We start from the raw sequence: 18,045 nt of genomic DNA, 5'->3' as shown, positions 1-18,045 counted from the left end.
AATTTAATATATAGAGGTGAAAAGTGAAGGAAAAAATTATTATTATCGATTTTGGTTCACAATATAGCCAGCTAATTGCTAGAAGAATTAGAGAAATGGAAGTTTATTGTGAAATTGTGCCTTTAATTGATATTGAAAAAATAAAAACTGGGAAAGAAAAGGTAAAAGGGATTATATTTTCTGGAGGACCTGCCTCAGTTTACGAAAAAGATGCTCCAACTGTAAATCCTGAAGTATTTAACCTAAATCTTCCTATCTTGGGAATCTGTTACGGAATGCAGCTAATTACACATTTGAATGGCGGAAAAGTTGAAAAGGCTGATTCGAGAGAATTTGGAAAGGCTGTATTGGAAGTAAAAAACAATGATAATCCATTGTTCATAGGAGTCAAAAAATCTTCTAACATCTGGATGAGCCACAATGACCACATCACAGAATTGCCAAAAGATTTTGAAGTAATTGCAAAAACCGATTCATCAATTGCTGCAATTACAAATAATAATGGAATTTACGCATTACAATTCCATCCAGAAGTAGTTCATTCTGAATGTGGAACTCAAATTTTGGAAAATTTTGTATTTAACATTTGTAAATGTGAAAAAAATTGGAAAATTTCAAGTTTTATCACTGAAAAAACAAAATTTATAAAAGAAACTGTTGGAGATGAGCATGTACTTCTTGCCCTTTCAGGTGGAGTAGATTCATCAGTTGCTGCAGTTCTTATTAACAATGCAATTGGACATCAGCTTACTTGCATGTTTGTAGATACTGGACTTTTGAGAAAAGATGAAGGTAAAAAAGTATTGGAATACTACAAGGAACATTTTGACTTGAATATTGTATTTGTTGATGCAAAAGACAGATTTCTAAATAAATTAAAAGGTGTAGATGAACCTGAAGCCAAAAGAAAAATTATTGGAAATGAATTTATTGAAGTATTTAATGAAGAAATTAGAAAACTTAAAGGTCAAGAAGGTGCAAAATTTTTGGCACAGGGAACAATTTATCCAGATGTTATTGAATCCCAATCTATAAAAGGACCTTCCCACACAATAAAATCTCACCACAATGTTGGAGGATTGCCAGAAGACTTGCAATTTGAGTTATTAGAACCTTTGAAGGAATTATTTAAGGATGAAGTTAGAAAGGTAGGACACGAGCTTGGACTTCCTGATACAATCATAAAAAGACATCCATTCCCAGGTCCAGGACTTGGAATCCGTGTAATTGGAGAAGTAACACCTGACAAAGTAAAAATCCTTCAGGAAGCCGATGATATTTTTATTACTGAATTAATGGAAAAAGGACTTTATGATAAAGTAGATCAAGCATTTGTAACATTACTTCCTGTAAAAACTGTCGGAGTAATGGGAGATCAAAGAACTTATGAATTTGTAGCGGCAATTCGTTCAGTAAATACAATTGATTTTATGACAGCCACTTGGTCAAAACTTCCTTATGAATTTCTGGAAGAGGTGTCAAATAAGATTATAAACAGAGTAAATGGGATTAACAGAATTGTATATGATATTTCTTCTAAACCGCCTGGAACAATTGAGTGGGAATAATTTTATTTTCCCCCAATAAAATCATATAAAAACTATAATTTTTGTATACAAATATAATTTTAATTTAATTTTTATTTTTTATTATATAAAAAACGAGAATATATATGATATAATATTTATAAACAATAAAAAGGAGATAAAAAAATGAAAAATTTAAAAATTACAGTAAGTGCAATGATGGTTATTATGTCTATTTCTGGAATGTCAGCAAGTTTTAGATTCTTTAAAAAGAAAAATAATGATAATAATAAACCAGCAGCAACAGTTCCAGCACTTTCAAAAGTAACATCATCAAATCCAGCTTCTGACTATTGTACAAAACAAGGTGGAAAATCTATTATTGTAAAAAGTAGTAAAGGTGATTATGGAGTCTGTATGTTAAAAGATGGTACAGCTATGGAAGAATGGGAATACTATAGACAAAATAATACTCCAAGAGATGCTGAAGCAGCGGTAATTGGAATGCCAAATCCAGCTTCTAAATTCTGTGTTGATAAAGGTGGAAAATCTGTTACTGAAAAAGATAAAAATGGAAATGAAAGAGGAGTATGCAGATTTAATAACGGTACAAAAGTTGATGAATGGGATTATTATAGAGAAAATAATTAATTAATTTAAATTTTTAACAAAAAGATGGCAAGTTTTTTTATTTGCCATTTTTTTGTAAAATAAACAAGGGGGCTTTTAACCCCTTGCTAGAAAATATTTAATATATTTATAATTTTATTATCTTTCGCTTCGTTTTTTCAATGCCGCTTTTATCCAGCCTGTAAATAATGGATGAGGACGGTTTGGACGGCTCTTAAATTCTGGATGGTATTGTGAAGCTATAAAATATGGATGATCTTTTATTTCAATTACTTCTACGTAATTTCCATCTGGAGATAATCCCACAATGTCCATTCCTGCTTTTTCAAATTCCTCTCTATAAGCATTGTTAAACTCATATCTATGTCTATGTCTTTCAGCAATTTCAGTTTTTCCATAAACTTTTGCTGTCAAACTATCTTCTTTTAATACACAAGGGTATGCACCTAGCCGCATTGTTCCTCCCATATTTTTAAGCCCTTTTTGTTCTTCCATAAGACTGATAATTGGGTAAGCTGTGTCTTTTTCAAATTCTGTAGAAGTTGCATCTTTATAACCCAGCACATTTCTTGCAAATTCCACACAAGCCATTTGCATTCCAAGGCAAATTCCGAAAAATGGAATATTATTTTCCCTAGCAAACTTAATTGCTTCAACTTTTCCATCAATTCCCCTGTCACCAAATCCACCTGGAACAAGAATACCATCATAATCTGCTAATTCCTTCACATTAAATTCTCCAGCCTTGAAATAGTTGATTTCAGCTTCTGTATCAAGATTAAATCCAGCATGTTCTATTGATTCGTGAATACTTATATAGGCATCCTTTAATTCAATGTATTTCCCAACAATTGCTACTTTTACAAGTTTTTTAGGATTTTTAAATTTTTCCACCATTTTAGTCCATTCTTTCAATAATGGTTTTTCATTTTTTATTTTAAAATGTTTACAAATAACATCGGCAAGTCCTAATTTTTCCATAGTCAATGGTATTTCATAAAGATTTTCTGCATCTAGTGATTCAATAACTGCTTCTTCATCAATATCACAGAAAAGTGAAATTTTTTTCTTAATATTCTCATCAACAGGGTGTTCACTTCTGACCACAATTACATCAGGCGAGATTCCAAGCCCTTGAAGCATTTTCACACTATGCTGTGTAGGTTTTGTCTTTAATTCTCCCGCAGCTTTCAAATATGGTAGCAATGTTACGTGAATATAGGCGATATTTTCTCTTCCAACTTCTCTTTTTAATTGACGAATTGCTTCAATAAATGGATCACTTTCGATATCTCCAATAGTTCCACCAATTTCAGTAATTACAATGTCAGAATTATTTTCTTCAGCTGCTTTTATAACATTATACTTGATTTCATCAGTCATGTGAGGGACTGTTTGTACTGTTCCACCCAAAAATTCTCCACGACGTTCTTTTGCAATAATTTTTGACATAATTTTTCCTGTTGTTAAATTATTATATTTTGTCAGATTTTCATTGATAAATCTTTCATAATGTCCCAAATCTAAATCTGTTTCTGCTCCATCCTCTGTCACAAAAACTTCTCCATGCTGATAAGGACTCATAGTTCCTGGATCCACATTTATATATGGATCAAACTTCTGAATTGTAACTTTATATCCCCGCTCCTTTAACAATCTTCCCAACGAAGAAGCTACGATCCCTTTTCCAAGTGATGAAACAACTCCGCCTGTAACAAAAATATATTTTGTCGTATTATTTTGTTTATCCATTTTTTCCTCCTACATTTTTTCATATATCTATTAATTTTTATTTATTTCTGGCAATTTACTGAAATATCATTTTATCCTATTTTTTAACAAAATTTAGTATAAATTTTATTAGATCTGTTTGATAACTTAGTTTTTTTTTAACAAGAGGTCAAGATTCCCTTGCTTTAGAGCATCTGTTTTATTAAATTATAATAAATACAGTTTCCAAACAACTCTATTCTAATACTATTTTCTGTTTTAAACAGCGAACTAGTAAGATTCTTTGTTAGCAAATAATATAAAATATAACTTCTATTTTTAAATAGGATTTAGTAAATTTATTGATTAATAATTATTTTTTTTTCACAAAAAAAGATGAAAAAAAAAATTTTCACCTTTTTAAACAAAATTCTTTTGAATTATTTCAAAGGAAATATCCCAAGTTTCAGAATAAACTTGAGATAGTTCCAAATTTAATTTTCATTTTTTGTTTTTATTATTATCTTGCAGTTCCGGCTTTGTAAGCTCCATTTGCTCCAAATACATTTCTAATTTTATCTTTATAATATTCTTTCATATAATCTTTTGCAGGACCTAAATATTTTCTTGGATCAAATTCTCCTGGTTTTTTAGCGAATACTTCTCTAATTCCTGCTGTGAAAGCCAATCTTCCATCAGTATCTACATTAATTTTAGCTACTGCTGATTTAGCGGCTTTTCTTAATTCTGAATCAGGTATACCGATTGCATCTGCAATTTGTCCACCATATTGGTTAATCATTTCAACAAATTGATGAGGTACAGCTGATGAACCATGTAATACAATTGGGAATCCAGGAATTCTTTTTTCAATTTCTGCCAAGATATCTAATCTTAATTTAGGATCGTCTCCTGGTTTGAATTTGTGAGCTCCATGAGAAGTTCCGATTGCGATTGCTAATGAATCAACTCCTGTTTTTGATACAAAGTCTTCAACTTCATCAGGTTGAGTGTAAACATGTTCTGCTGCTACTACATCATCTTCAATTCCAGCTAAAACTCCTAATTCAGCTTCAACTGTTACATCGTGTTCGTGAGCGAAGTCAGCAACTTGTTTTGCTTCTGCAACGTTTTCATCATAAGGGTGATGAGATCCGTCATACATTACTGATGAGAATCCATATTCGATACAGTCTCTTGCTTCAGCATAATTTGGACCATGATCCAAGTGCAATGCTACTGGAATGTCTGATCCAGATGCTTCTACATAAGCTGTTGCAGCTTTTGCAAGCCAAGGCAGCATTTCTTTACCGATATATTTTCTCGCACCTGTTGATACTTGAAGAATTACTGGTGAACCTTCTTCAACACATGCTTCAATAATTCCTTGTAATTGTTCCATGTTGTTAAAGTTAAAAGCAGGTACTGCATAACCTTCTTTATTTGCTTTAGCAAACATTTCTTTAGTGTTGCTTAATCCTAAATCTTTAAAATGATATTTCATTTTACGCCTCCTAATATTTATTAATCAGATTAACTTCTCTAATTATATGTTACCAAATTTTTTTATAAAAATCAATAGAAAACAAAAAATAATTATAAAATTATCAATTTATTTTATTTTGCTCAATCAAATCCTCTACAGTCATTCCTTTTCTAAGTACATTTTTATCAGTAAATCCTGGGATTCCATCAATTCTTCCACGTCTTGAAACTTGCCAGATTATCCACCTGTTATCTTCTTTTATTCTAGGGAAATATTTATAATCTGTAATCCATATTTTATTTTTAGGAAATTCTCCCTTTATATATACATTGTAAGTATTGTAGTTCACATAAAAAATTACTCTTTTTTTATAATGCTTCTCAAGTTTGTCGACCATTTCCTCTAAATTTTTTATTACATCCTTTTTTTTATACTTCTTTGTAGATATTTCTAAATCAATAATTGGTGGCAATGTCTTATCAGAAGCAGAAACTTTACTTATATAAAAATCTGCTTGTGCCACGCCACTGCTTGTCATTGTAAAAAAATGATATGCTCCAACTATAAAGCCATTTAATCTAGCATTATTCCAGTTATACAAAAAATCTGTATCAAGAAAATTTTGTCCTTCAGTCGCCTTTAAAATAATAAATTTATATTTTGGATCTACACGAGTCCAGTTTACCTTTTCCTGATGGTGTGAAATATCCAATCCTTGTGTATTATAACCTGCTATTTGTGCCAAAATCTCATTATGGTACAAATATCCGCTAATTTCCAAAAAACCTGCTATACCTCCAACAATTATTACAATTATCAAAAATTTTATAAATTTTTCCATATTTTCTCCATTCAGTTATTTAATAGAAGTGTTCAATAACCTAAGTTTCTTTATTTCCACAAGGGGTCAAGATTCCTTGCTTCAGAATATTTGTTTTATTAAATTCTAAATATATATGAGTTATCGAACAGATATAATAACAAAATTTTTTCAAAGTCGCTCAAAATTGCTCAAAGTTTTTAAAATATACTCGAATTCGTTCAAAATTGAACCGTTAAAAATTATATAAACTTAGGGTTTGAGTAAAATAGTCATAGTTTTTGAGTTCAGTTTTAAACCAGTTTTACTATATATTTAATTCCTTTCACAACAAACTAGACAGATTTAGAGTTTAATAAATTATAATTTTTGAATTTAATTTTAAAGTAATTTTACTTTAACTTTGTATTATTGAGCTTAATTTTTGAGCATTTTTGACAGTTTAGGAAAAAATCAAATTAATTTGATATTTAATTTATGGCTTTTGTTATTTTATAACTGTCATTCCGCCCATATACGGCACCAATACTTCTGGAATTTTTATAGTTCCATCTTCTTGCTGATAATTTTCCATAATTGCAAGCAATGTTCTTCCTACAGCAAGTCCTGATCCATTTAAAGTATGAACAAAATGGCTCTTTTTAGTCTCTTTTTCTCTATATTTAATCATCGCACGTCTAGCTTGAAAATCTTCTGTATTTGAGCAAGAAGAAATTTCTCTATATTTATTTTGACTTGGCACCCAGACTTCCAAATCATAAGTTTTTGCTGCACTAAATCCTAAATCTCCGCTGCAAAGTGCCAGCACTCTATATGGCAATTCCAATTTTTGCAATATTTTTTCTGCACTATTTACCATTGATTCAAGTTCATCATAAGAAGTTTCAGGTTTTACAATTTTTACCATTTCAACTTTGTTAAATTGATGTTGACGAATTAGCCCTTTTAAATCACGTCCACCTGAACCAGCTTCTTTTCTGAAACAAGCTGTATATCCACAGTAATGTTTAGGCAATTCTTCTTCATCTAAAATTTCTCCATTATGTAAATTTGTAAGCGTTACTTCTGCCGTTGGAATTAAATACATTTCTTCCCCTTCGATTTTATAAGCATCATCAGCAAATTTAGGAAGTTGTCCAGTTCCAACCATCATTTCTTTTTTTACAAGCTGCGGTGTAAAAATTTCTTCAAAATCTTCTTCTTGAGTATGAACATCAATCATAAAAGCAATTAATGCTCTTTCCAGTCTTGCTGCTGCATTTTTATAAACTGTAAATCTTGAACCACCAAGTTTTGCCCCTCTTTCAAAGTCTAAAATCCCAAGTTCTACTCCTAGTTCATCATGTGATTTTATTTCAAAGTCAAACTCTCTCGGAGTTCCCCATTTTCTAACTTCCACATTTTCATCTTCATCTTTTCCAACTGGAGTCGTATCACTTAATTTATTTGGAATCGTATAAGCAAGTTCCAACTGTTTTTCATCAATTTCAGCCACTTTTTGATCAAGTTCCTTAATTTTGGCACTTACAGTTTGCATTCTAGCAAGTAATTCAGCAGGATCTTTTCCTTCTTGCTTATATTTTCCAATTAATGAACTTGATTCATTTCTTTCCTTTTTCAGCATTTCCACTTCCTGAAGTAAATTTCTTCTATCTTCATCAAATTTCAGCAATGAATCCAAATCAAAGTCACTATTTCTATTTTTTAAATATTCTCTGACTTTATCAGCATTTTCTCTTATGTATTTCATTTCCAACATAATTTTTTTATTTCCTTTCTTTTTATATATATTTATATAATATTTTTTTACTTTCACTTAAATTTTTAAAATCATAATTCTTGTTAAATTCAATTTTTTCGACATTCTGAATATTATACTTTTCCATAATTTTATCGTAATTTTCCACATAAATTTTTTTGTAAAGTTCATCAGCTTGATTTTCCACAAAATAGTTTAAGTTTTCCACATTTTCAAAATTTAGAAAAGTTAAATCGGATTTTGTAAAGTAATTTATAATATTTTTTATTATCTCGTCTATTTTATCACGAATTTCATTAAATTTCGAGCCATTTTCAGCCTCTATCTTTTCTATCATTTTTTCTGCAAAAAAAGTTTTTACAAGTTTATTCGTATCAGTTGAAATTAAAGAATAGTTATACAAAATTTCAAAAAATTTATTTTTATCTCGATGTAGCAGTTCATTTCCCAATTTTACAGCATAAATCGACTCTTTGTTAAAAATGCTTCTTCTAAATCCATCTATTAATTTTGACAGTTCAACTTTGCTTAACCGTTCTATTTTTTTATTTTTTTCCTTAAATGTTTCCAAAAATTGTTCACTTATGATTTGCTTTATATTTTCATTTTTTTCGTTTTCACAAAAATAAATATATGCCAGTTCTAATATAAATGATGGTTCTTTGCCTGTTATTTTAAAATTTTTATCAAGCTGGAAGTATTTTTGTTTTTCAAAATTATTTTTATATTTTAAAATAAATTGTGAAAAATTTTCTATATTTGAAAATATATTTTTACTTTCCAACCTTTTAGTTTCAGTCAAAATTTAATTCCTCCCTCCTGCTTTTATTTCTAATCTTTGTAAAAGTCTAAAATTCCTAATAATTACAATATTTTTTTATAACTTTTATTTTTAAAATTTTGTAAAGTTTTATTTCATAAAAACCGTAAATTCACTTTATTTTTCAATAATTTTAAATTCCATTTTCAAAATCATTAAATTTTCTATATTTTCATCAATTTTCACAATATCCTTTTCTGTTGTCAAAACATAATCATAACTTTTTGCTTCTTCCTTTATTTCCAAAATTTCTTCATTTGTATAAGTGTGATGATCTGTAAATTTTATTTCATCAATCTTACTTGGGTTTAATTTTTTTATTGTTTGATAAAATACAGCTGGATTTGCTATTGAAGAAAAAATTAGTACATTTTTATTTTTAATAATTTCCAATGGAAATTTTTCATTTCCTATGTTGTTTTCATTATTTATTTTATCAAATTTTTTTCCATTTTCAAAGTTTAATTTGTAAAAATAACTTTCCTCAAAAGTAGCAATAGAAATTGTTTTTTCATATTTTGCCAGTCTTTCCCTAATTTTCCCAATTTCTTCTTTTGAAACATAGTTACTTTTCGTAATAATAATTTCATCAGCCCTTTTCAAAGCATCAAGTGATTCCCGTAATCGACCTTTTGGCAAATAATTGTCCATTCCAAAAGGATTTGTAGCATCAATCAAAATTATATTTTTATTTTTCTTCAATTTTCTATGCTGAAAGCCATCATCCATAATAATTGTTTCCACACCACATTTTTCCTTTAGAAAAATTGCACCTTTGTAACGGTTTTTACAAACTACGACAGGAATTTGAAAATTTAAGGCATGTAAATAGGCTTCATCTCCTGATTCTTTGGGATTAGCATAAATCTTTTTTTCATCTCGCACGAGCAATAAATCTGTTTTCCGTTTTCCCTTGTAGCCTCGGCTCAAAATTCCAACTTTTTTATTTTTTTCTAAATATTTTTGAACAAAATACTGCACAGCTGGAGTTTTTCCAGTCCCGCCTGCTACAATATTTCCAATGCAAATTATTTTCACTCCATCAACTTTTTTTTCCTTAAAAATTTTTAAATCATAAAGTTTATTTCGTAAAAATACGATAAATCCATATATAATTGATAATAATTTCATTAATCTTTCCTCAATCTAATTTTTCTAAATTAATTTTCCACTAATCCTTTGTAAATTGTTTCCAGCCTTCTAAATCGGTTTTTTATTCCAGATTTGGAAATTTCCATTAAGTCTGCCAACTCCTGCAAAGACATTTCCTGGTTTTTCAGCCGCACTTTTGCCGTTTCACTCAATACATCTGTCAGTTCAGAAAGCCCCAATTTTTGATCAATTACTTTTATCATGCGAATCTGCTTTTCGGAAGCTGACAATTTTTTCGTTTCATTTGCAATTTCCCAGTTCATATTCCTATTAATTTTATTCCGAATTTCCTTATTTATCGTAACTTCCTCAAATTCAAAAAATGAATTTATTCCGCCAATTAAAAAAATTATATCAAGAATATCCTCTGAATTTCGTAAATAAACAAGGCTCTTATTTTTTTTCTTCGTCTGAAAGACCTTTTTCCCCATCTGCTTAAACAAATAATACAAATAAGTGGCGGAATCCTCGCTATCCACAAAAAAATCCATCGCATAAGCCTTTTCTGGAGACTTTATATATCCACAGCTAAGGAAAAAACCTCTGATTATACCAGCCAGCTGTTTTTCATTCTCCACAACTGCAAAATTTTTGTGAAAATATATTTTTTTTAAAAATGATTTGTATTCCTGTTGATTGTGCTGCGTTGGGAAAAGTATCACTTCATACATCTTGTGTGTTCCAAGACGCTTACTAATAACATATTTTAGTTGAATTGGGATATTTGTTGCTGCCCGTAAATTTGAATAAATTCTTTTAGCAAGCGACACATTTTCAGTACTAAAATAAATTCCATGTTCTGTAATTACATTCTTTGCAATAAAAATTCCAAAAAGCTCTGCATAAACAGTATTTTTATCTGAATTTTCCAAATTAAAGATTTCCCTTTTTACATTTGCTGAATACGACAATTCCCCGCCTCCTTTACATTTTCATCTAGCTATTTATAAAAGTCTAAAGATTACGATAAACACTGTATTTTTAAGTTCTTATTTTTCTCTGTTCTCTAACAAGGGGTCTTGACCTCCCTTGTGATTATACGATTATAAATACTGCTATCAGACAGATCTAATAATTTATTTTTCTAGGATTTCCTGCCTTATCATAGTAAGTCCAAGTTCCCGTTCTTCTTCTTCCTTTAATGCTTCCCTCGAATCCAAGGCTTCCATTTGTATAATATCCTTTTACAGTTCCAGTTTCCCCATTTAAATTTGCTTCATACAAAAGTCTTCCATTTTCATAATAAACATTCATTTTTCCATCTACTTCATCATTTACATAATTAATTTCAGATTTTTTACCTCCGTTCGTATTCCATTCAGTAAATAATCCATTTTTTTGTCCATTTAAATAGTTTCCTTGTGATTTTCTTGCACTATTTTCATAATATTCAGTCCAAGTTCCTGTCATTTTCCCATTTTCATAATTTCCAACTGTTTCTTGAGCTCCTGTTTTTGCATAATATGAAATATAACGTCCATCTAACTGATCATTTTTATACTGATATTTTTTCCAAACTTGTCCGTTTTCAGTATAAACTGTCCATTCTCCTTCTTTTTTCCCATTTATATAATTTCCCAATGTAAATCTATTTCCATTTGCGTAATATTCATCATATTTCCCATTTAATATTCCATTATTTAAATTAACAACAAGTCTTCTTCCGCCCTCTTCCATAATTCTATATTCTCCACTTCCTGTCAATTCATAAGTACTGGGATCTAATCTTTTCACATCTTCCATATTTGGAGAACTAAGCTGGGATAACCTAACTTTTCCAAAATTTGTTCCATAATTTGCAAATACATCTTTTCCGTAAGCAACTGCTGAAAGTATCATCATTCCAGCAATAAATAGTATTTTTTGGCTATTATTTTTTTTCATTTTCCAATCTCCTATTATTTTATAAAATTTGTTTTTTTATTTTATCAATTTACCTTTTTACATTATAACAAATTTTTCACATTTTTTAAACTAAATTATTTTTTCTTCCAATTTTAAGTTATATTATCCATTTGTAAAAGTATAAGAATTTCAATAAACACAATACTTTTTTTGTTTGACTTTCCTGTTTTTCTTTACTCTCTAACAAGGGGTCTTGCCCCCTTGTGATTATAAATGCTGCTGTTATTCAATATTTATCATTTATACTTTTGTACTCGCCTATTAAGCTACATTATAAGTAAACTTGGTTTAATCAGCATTATCAGTCCCAAAATAATCATCAAAATTCCACCAAATAAATTTACCCATTTTGAATATTTTGTAGTTAATTGCAATTTATTTATGCTCATTAATGCAAAACCGAAAACTATTATATCGTCTACCATATAGCCAATTATATAAATAAATGTATAAAATTGTCTTGCCCAAAAGGGAACTTCGTTTATTTGAAGAATTTTTGTATATGTTTGCGGAATTCCAATTGAACAGGCAAACTCTATTACATTTACAGAGAGTGCCAATCCAATTATTGCAAGTGCTGTAAGCAATGTAAATGGCTTATTAGCTATATCTTTTACTTTTCTTGAAATTTTTGCTCTTTGCTCCAAATCTGTCACTTCACATTCTAAAGTATCGCCTTTCTTCAAATAATTTTTAATAAAGAAAATTCCTCCAGCTATTCCGACAATCCCGACAATTGGAGTTACCCATTTATCCAAACCTACAAAATCCCAAGTATAAATCCATGCATTTAAAATCAAAAAATACATAACAGCTTCCGCTAAAATAAATAACCCAGCTACTCTAAACATCTTGACTTTATTTCCAACTGCAATTAAGGCCGTCAAAAATAAAACCAAAACCCACATAGCACAAGGATTAAATCCATCAATTGTTCCTAGAATTATTGACATTGTCAATAAAGAATAATTTGTCAAGTCAATCGTCTTATTAATAATTGGAATATTTACAAGCACCTGATGTTCAGCGCCTTTTGTAAGTCCTGGAATTTCACAAACTTTATCTCCAGTACAAACCGCACCATTACTGCTCACACTCCCCTTTCCAGCTTGCCCGCTTTCCACATATTCCTTCAAACTCAAAATCTTATCTTTAGTTTTTCCAGAATCTATCAGCCCTTCAATTTCCTTTCCAGTAGTTTCTGCTGTATTAAACCCTTGAATGATATGCCCATCAACATAAATAATCGGAGTTCCCTTTACAAGTTTCAACTTTGTCGCAGTTTCATCAAAAAATGCCTTTTCATCCTTACTTTCATCAATCTTATGCTCCACATACTCAAAATCATTCCTTTTAGTTGACAATTCCTTCAAAAACTTTTCCAAATTCGCACAATTCTTACAATCTTTTCTCCCAAAATACTCAATTTTTACCTTTTTTACTTGACTATTCCCAGCAGAATAATTAATTTGATTTATAAAAAATAATCCCAAAATCATAATTAGCAATGCAAAAACTCTGCTTTTTCCTACTTCATCTCTAAAATCATTTCTCCAAAACATACTTTTTCACACCTTTCTTTTTTCTAACTTTTATTCTTTTATTTTAAAATTTTTCTATTCCTTATAAATAATAACCGTACTAACCGCATATTCTCTGCTATGTGAAATGCTAATCTGAATCGTCATCCCAAAAGCCTTTTGCTTTATCTTGTTATAAAGTGTCACATAAGGCTTTCCCAACTCATCATTCAAAATCTCAATATCACTTAGCGAAAATCCATGTACCCCAGTTCCAAATGCCTTAGAAACTGCCTCTTTCGCTGCAAATCTCCCCGCATAACTAGAATACGGATGTTTCTTTTTCTCAATATGCTCAATTTCCTTTTTTGTATAAACTTTTCTTTTAAAAAGGCTTGTCTGCTTAATCGCCTTTTCAATTCGGGATATTTCAATAATATCTGTCCCAATACCATATATTTTCATATTTATCTCCTTTTTGAAACTTGCTATTGTTAGATTATACTACAAATTTTTAAAAACACAAAATTTATAATAAAACTCATTTAAAAATAGAAATTAATTCTTATAATAGTATTGTTTGATAGCTAATTCAAAATTATTTAACTAAATTGTTTTTTATTATTTTTCAGTTATTTTGATTAATAAATATTTTTCCATATTGTTATATTTTTTCTTTTTTATTTTCGTAGGATTGCTCATTGCCGCAAAACCTTATCTTGCAGTAAAGATTTATCCTGATAATGAAAATATTTGGCAAGATTGCTATGCAATAACCTATGGCTAGTTTATATTAGAATCTGTTTAAAAGAGGAAAATTATATCTTAAATTACTTGAAATATTAGGTTTTTATCTTTTACTAGAAAAGTTTGTAATAAATTCGTTATTTAAACAGAGTTTAGTGTTAATTTATAAAAAAAACTCTACATAAGAAAAAATGATTCTTAAATAGAGATTTTTTATTTGTCAAAATTTACTATTTCACTTTCACAATTTTCTTTTTCCCAGCCCTAATAATCATTCCGCTTTCGACATTTACAATTGCCTTAATATCTTTTATCGCTTCATCATTTATTTTGAATCCACCTTGTGAAATTAGCCTTCTTGCTTCACTTGTTCCTCCAAGTAATTTTGCTTCTTTTACAAGCAAGTCAATTACATTAATTTCTCCATAAGGAATTTCCACTTCTGGTAATTCTACATCAAGATTTCTCTTACTGAATACATTTTCAAACCAATTTCTCGCTTCTTTAGCAGCTTCTTCACCGTAGTAAATTTTTACAACTTCTGCTCCCAATTGTTTTTTAGCTTCCATTGGATGTAAACTTCCATCTGCGATTTGAGTCTTGATTTCTTCAATTTTCTCAAAAGGAACATCCGTTATCATTGTGTAGTAATTTTCCATTAGTTCATCTGAAATTGACATAACTTTTCCAAACATATCATTTGGAGTATCTTTTACACCAATATAGTTTCCTAATGATTTAGACATTTTTTCCACTCCATCAAGTCCGACCAAAATTGGCATTATCATACAAATTTGTTGCTCTTGACCAAAGTTTTTCTGCAAATCTCTTCCTCTTAACAAATTGAATTTTTGTTCAGTCGCACCTAATTCTACATCTGCATGTAATTCTACTGAATCATACCCTTGTAAAATCGGATACATAAACTCAATCAGTGAAACTGGCTTATTTTCAGACAATCTTTTTGAAAAATCCTCTCTCGAAATCATTTGCGAAACTGTAAATTGCGATAACAAATTCAACGCATCTGATAGGGATAATTTTTCCAACCAGTCAGCATTGTAAACAACATTAATTTTATCCAAATCCAATATCAATTTTACTTGATCCAGATATGTTTTAATATTTTCCATAACTTGTTCTTCTGATAACATTTTTCTAGTTTCTGATTTTCCAGTCGGATCCCCAATTCTTCCAGTAAAAGTTCCAATCAGGAAAAACACATCGTGTCCCAAATCTTGAAACTGTTTCAATTTTCTCAAAGGTACCGCATGTCCCAAGTGCAAATCAGACCCAGTTGGATCAATCCCTAATTTTACTCTTAATGGAGTATTTGTTGAAATTGATTTTTCCAACTTTTTCTTAAATTCATTTTCATTAATTATTTCATCGCATCCACGACTCAAAATATTAAATTGTCTCTCTACTTCTTGTTTAATTTCTAATTCTGTCATTTTATTATTTTTTCTCCTTCTTATTTTTTATTTTATATCTATTTGTAAAAGTATAAAAATTATTTTTTAATGTTTGATTTTATTATTTTTCTCCACTCTCTGATAGGGGTTTCTAGCCTCCTTGTTTCAATAAATATACTTGTTTTTAAATTTTCAGTAACTTTATTTTTACAAATATAAATTATAAATACGCCACATATTTCATAAAATAATACACAATTGGCAATACAAATAACGCACTGTCAAATCTATCCAAAAATCCACCGTGTCCTAGAAGCAAGTTTCCAGAATCCTTTACTTCCAGTTCTCTTTTTATTTTAGATTCCACCAAATCTCCCAGCTCGGCAAAAACTCCAATTGCAAGTGCCAAAATAAAGGCTTTTAAACCGCTAATTGCGACATAGTCATAATTTACTGAACAAGTTTTTGTTAGAAATGAAATTCCGCAGACAAAATTTGCTATAAATAAATATATTTTATCAAAAGATAAAATTACTAAAAACACCCCTAAAATTCCCGCGATTGCACCTTCAATTGATTTTTTTGGACTGATTTTTGGAGCTAGTCTATGCTTAAATATTTTTCCGCCAATTGCCATTCCAACAAGGTAAGCTGAAATATCACATGCCCAAATTAGCAAAAATGTCATTACAACTAAAATATTCCCATTTGGAAATTCGTATTTTATTAATAAAATATGTGAAAATAAATATGAAACATAAATTATTCCAAATAAAGTATAGGAAATTTCTGCCATTGCATTTTGAATTTTTACTTTTAAAACTTGTCTTAACGACAGAAGAATTATTGCAAATACAATGAATCCTCCCATATCAAAGTTAATTTGCTTGAAAAATTCAAATTTAAAATATGAAAAAATATTTTTAGAATTTTCCTGAAAATATATTGCAACAGGCAAAAATAATCCAAGTCCCATTCCAATCCTGCTTGCTACTTCAAAGCCTTTATCCTTTAACATTTTATAAAATTCAAAGAGGGACATCCCAATTATTACAAGCGTAAAAATTAGAAACATTACATTCCCCTTTAGAAATATCCATAAAAGGAAAGGTACAAATAACAAAATAATAAATAATCTACTTAACATTCAGTCCTCCGTATCTTCTATCCCTTTTATTAAAGGATAAAATCGCTTTATCTAATTCTTTTTCATCAAAGTCAGGCCAATAAACATTTGTTATGTAAAATTCCGAATAGGCAATTTCCCAAAGTAAAAAATTACTTATTCTAAATTCTCCGCTTGTCCGTATCACAAGTTCTGGATCTGGAATTTCTGGACGATACATATATCGAGAAAACTCTTCTTCTGTAATGTTTTCAAGTTTTTTTGTTTTATTTTCATCCAAAATTTTATTTACTGCACTTACAATTTCCCTTCTTCCGCCATAATTAAAAGCAATGTTAAAAGTTATTCTATCACAGTCTTCCAAAAATTTTTGTGTGTCTTCAATCTTTTTTAGAAGTTTTGGAGAAATATTTTCCTTTTCTCCTGTTACAGCCAACTTCACGCCTTGTTTTTTCAAATTTTTTTTCTCTTTGTCCAAATATTTTCCAAATAAATCCATAAGACCATTTACTTCCTTTTGCGGACGTTTCCAGTTCTCAGTTGAAAAAGCGTAAACAGTCAAATATTTTACTCCAATTTCCCCAGCATATTTTAAAATTTTCTCAAGGGTTCTTGCCCCAGCTCTATGCCCTTCTAGTCGAATTTTTCCACGTTCCTTAGCCCATCTGCCATTTCCATCCATAATAATTGCAATATGCCTAGGAATTACCAGTTTATCTCTATCCATATTATTCCTTTCAAGAATAAAAATATTATTGCTATAATTATAACAGCCAAATCATTATTTTTCAAGGTATTTATAAAATTATTACATAAAAAAGAAGCAGAATCCCCAAAATTCCACTTCCAAGTATACTAAGCCTTTTTAAAAACTATATCAATTGTTACCCTAACTTTCTTTTCTCTTTCCTGAAATTTACGCACACATTTTTTTAATTTTTTAAATTGAATAAACATCGGTCTCGTTATCGTAATATCTTCTTAGGAAGTTTTGCAATCTTTCACTTCCAGAGTTTTTAAAAATTTCTTCAGGCACTCCTTCTTCTATGATTGTTCCAGATGAAGCTGTTTCAAGAAAATTAAGGCTTCGTAAAAACTACGCTCACTTTCGCAAATAAGAATTATTTTTACGTAAATAAGTTTTAGTTTTATAAAAATTTTCTCTTTAACAAAATTTTGCTTATTTAATATTTTTTGAATTTAAGAACTTAAATATGATAATCTTTTTAATTTAATATATAATGTCGTGATTTCCCTTGCCTTGTAAAAAGAAAAAACATAGAATTATGAAAAAATATTTATTAATAATAAGCAGTTTCAAAATCCAAATGAAAATCCCTTATATGGATATTTAATGATAAATTTAATTAAAGGACATTTTAATAATTACATAAGTTACATAATAGCATAACCCTAAAAAAATGACTTT

At 29.4% G+C, this 18,045-nt stretch carries 15 protein-coding genes; 2 read left to right on the top strand and 13 right to left on the bottom strand.

The features are described 5' to 3' along the window. The first annotated feature begins 23 nt into the window (after positions 1-23). Positions 24-1,568: a glutamine-hydrolyzing GMP synthase gene (gene guaA / locus F1564_RS08710; protein WP_018450449.1), complete on the top strand. Its 1,545-nt coding sequence runs from the start codon at positions 24-26 to the stop codon at positions 1,566-1,568. Positions 1,569-1,712: 144 nt separating this feature from the next. Beyond that, positions 1,713-2,177 (top strand): putative hemolysin, encoded by a 465-nt coding sequence (locus tag F1564_RS08705; RefSeq protein ID WP_018450450.1) that lies wholly within the window; start codon positions 1,713-1,715, stop codon positions 2,175-2,177. A gap of 117 nt (positions 2,178-2,294) precedes the next feature. On the opposite strand, the gene F1564_RS08700 is transcribed toward F1564_RS08705, so the two are convergent. From F1564_RS08700 to F1564_RS08640, 13 genes are all read right to left on the bottom strand, one after another. Continuing rightward, positions 2,295-3,908 (bottom strand): CTP synthase, encoded by a 1,614-nt coding sequence (locus F1564_RS08700; RefSeq protein ID WP_018450451.1) that lies wholly within the window; start codon positions 3,906-3,908, stop codon positions 2,295-2,297. Positions 3,909-4,386: 478 nt separating this feature from the next. Continuing rightward, positions 4,387-5,370: a class II fructose-bisphosphate aldolase gene (locus tag F1564_RS08695; protein ID WP_018450452.1), complete on the bottom strand. Its 984-nt coding sequence runs from the start codon at positions 5,368-5,370 to the stop codon at positions 4,387-4,389. 103 nt (positions 5,371-5,473) lie between these two features. Continuing rightward, entirely contained in the window at positions 5,474-6,193 is a 720-nt protein-coding gene (locus tag F1564_RS08690; RefSeq protein WP_018450453.1) for a GH25 family lysozyme, read from the bottom strand. Between the two features lie 466 nt (positions 6,194-6,659). After that, entirely contained in the window at positions 6,660-7,931 is a 1,272-nt protein-coding gene (gene serS, locus F1564_RS08685) for a serine--tRNA ligase (protein WP_026231238.1), read from the bottom strand. Positions 7,932-7,953: 22 nt separating this feature from the next. Then, the gene (locus tag F1564_RS08680; protein ID WP_018450455.1) at positions 7,954-8,733 is read right to left on the bottom strand and encodes a hypothetical protein; all 780 of its coding nucleotides are present in this window, start codon (positions 8,731-8,733) and stop codon (positions 7,954-7,956) included. A gap of 135 nt (positions 8,734-8,868) precedes the next feature. Next, positions 8,869-9,882, bottom strand: coding sequence for a tetraacyldisaccharide 4'-kinase (gene lpxK / locus F1564_RS08675; protein ID WP_018450456.1), 1,014 nt, complete (start codon positions 9,880-9,882; stop codon positions 8,869-8,871). Positions 9,883-9,911: 29 nt separating this feature from the next. Further along, entirely contained in the window at positions 9,912-10,814 is a 903-nt protein-coding gene (gene whiA / locus F1564_RS08670; protein ID WP_018450457.1) for a DNA-binding protein WhiA, read from the bottom strand. Between the two features lie 157 nt (positions 10,815-10,971). Beyond that, a complete protein-coding gene (locus F1564_RS08665) occupies positions 10,972-11,787 on the bottom strand; it encodes a toxin-antitoxin system YwqK family antitoxin (RefSeq protein ID WP_018450458.1) in 816 nt (271 codons plus the stop codon). Positions 11,788-12,074: 287 nt separating this feature from the next. Then, entirely contained in the window at positions 12,075-13,370 is a 1,296-nt protein-coding gene (locus F1564_RS08660; RefSeq protein WP_018450459.1) for a glutaredoxin, read from the bottom strand. Positions 13,371-13,424: 54 nt separating this feature from the next. Then, on the bottom strand, positions 13,425-13,793 hold the full coding sequence (gene acpS, locus F1564_RS08655) for a holo-ACP synthase (RefSeq protein WP_018450460.1): 369 nt from the start codon (positions 13,791-13,793) through the stop codon (positions 13,425-13,427). Positions 13,794-14,305: 512 nt separating this feature from the next. Beyond that, complete coding sequence (gene tyrS / locus F1564_RS08650) at positions 14,306-15,529, bottom strand: tyrosine--tRNA ligase (RefSeq protein ID WP_018450461.1); 1,224 nt, start codon at positions 15,527-15,529, stop codon at positions 14,306-14,308. Positions 15,530-15,710: 181 nt separating this feature from the next. Next, the gene (locus F1564_RS08645) at positions 15,711-16,637 is read right to left on the bottom strand and encodes a phosphatidate cytidylyltransferase (RefSeq protein ID WP_026231239.1); all 927 of its coding nucleotides are present in this window, start codon (positions 16,635-16,637) and stop codon (positions 15,711-15,713) included. Beyond that, on the bottom strand, positions 16,627-17,343 hold the full coding sequence (locus tag F1564_RS08640) for an isoprenyl transferase (RefSeq protein ID WP_018450463.1): 717 nt from the start codon (positions 17,341-17,343) through the stop codon (positions 16,627-16,629). Before F1564_RS08640 ends, F1564_RS08645 begins: the two co-directional genes overlap by 11 nt. Positions 17,344-18,045: the final 702 nt, after the last annotated feature.

The sequence above is a fragment of the Leptotrichia shahii genome (assembly GCF_008327825.1).
GTDB lineage: Bacteria > Fusobacteriota > Fusobacteriia > Fusobacteriales > Leptotrichiaceae > Leptotrichia > Leptotrichia shahii.
Note: the sequence above shows the minus strand (reverse complement) of the source record. Positions and strands in the feature narration are given on the sequence as shown.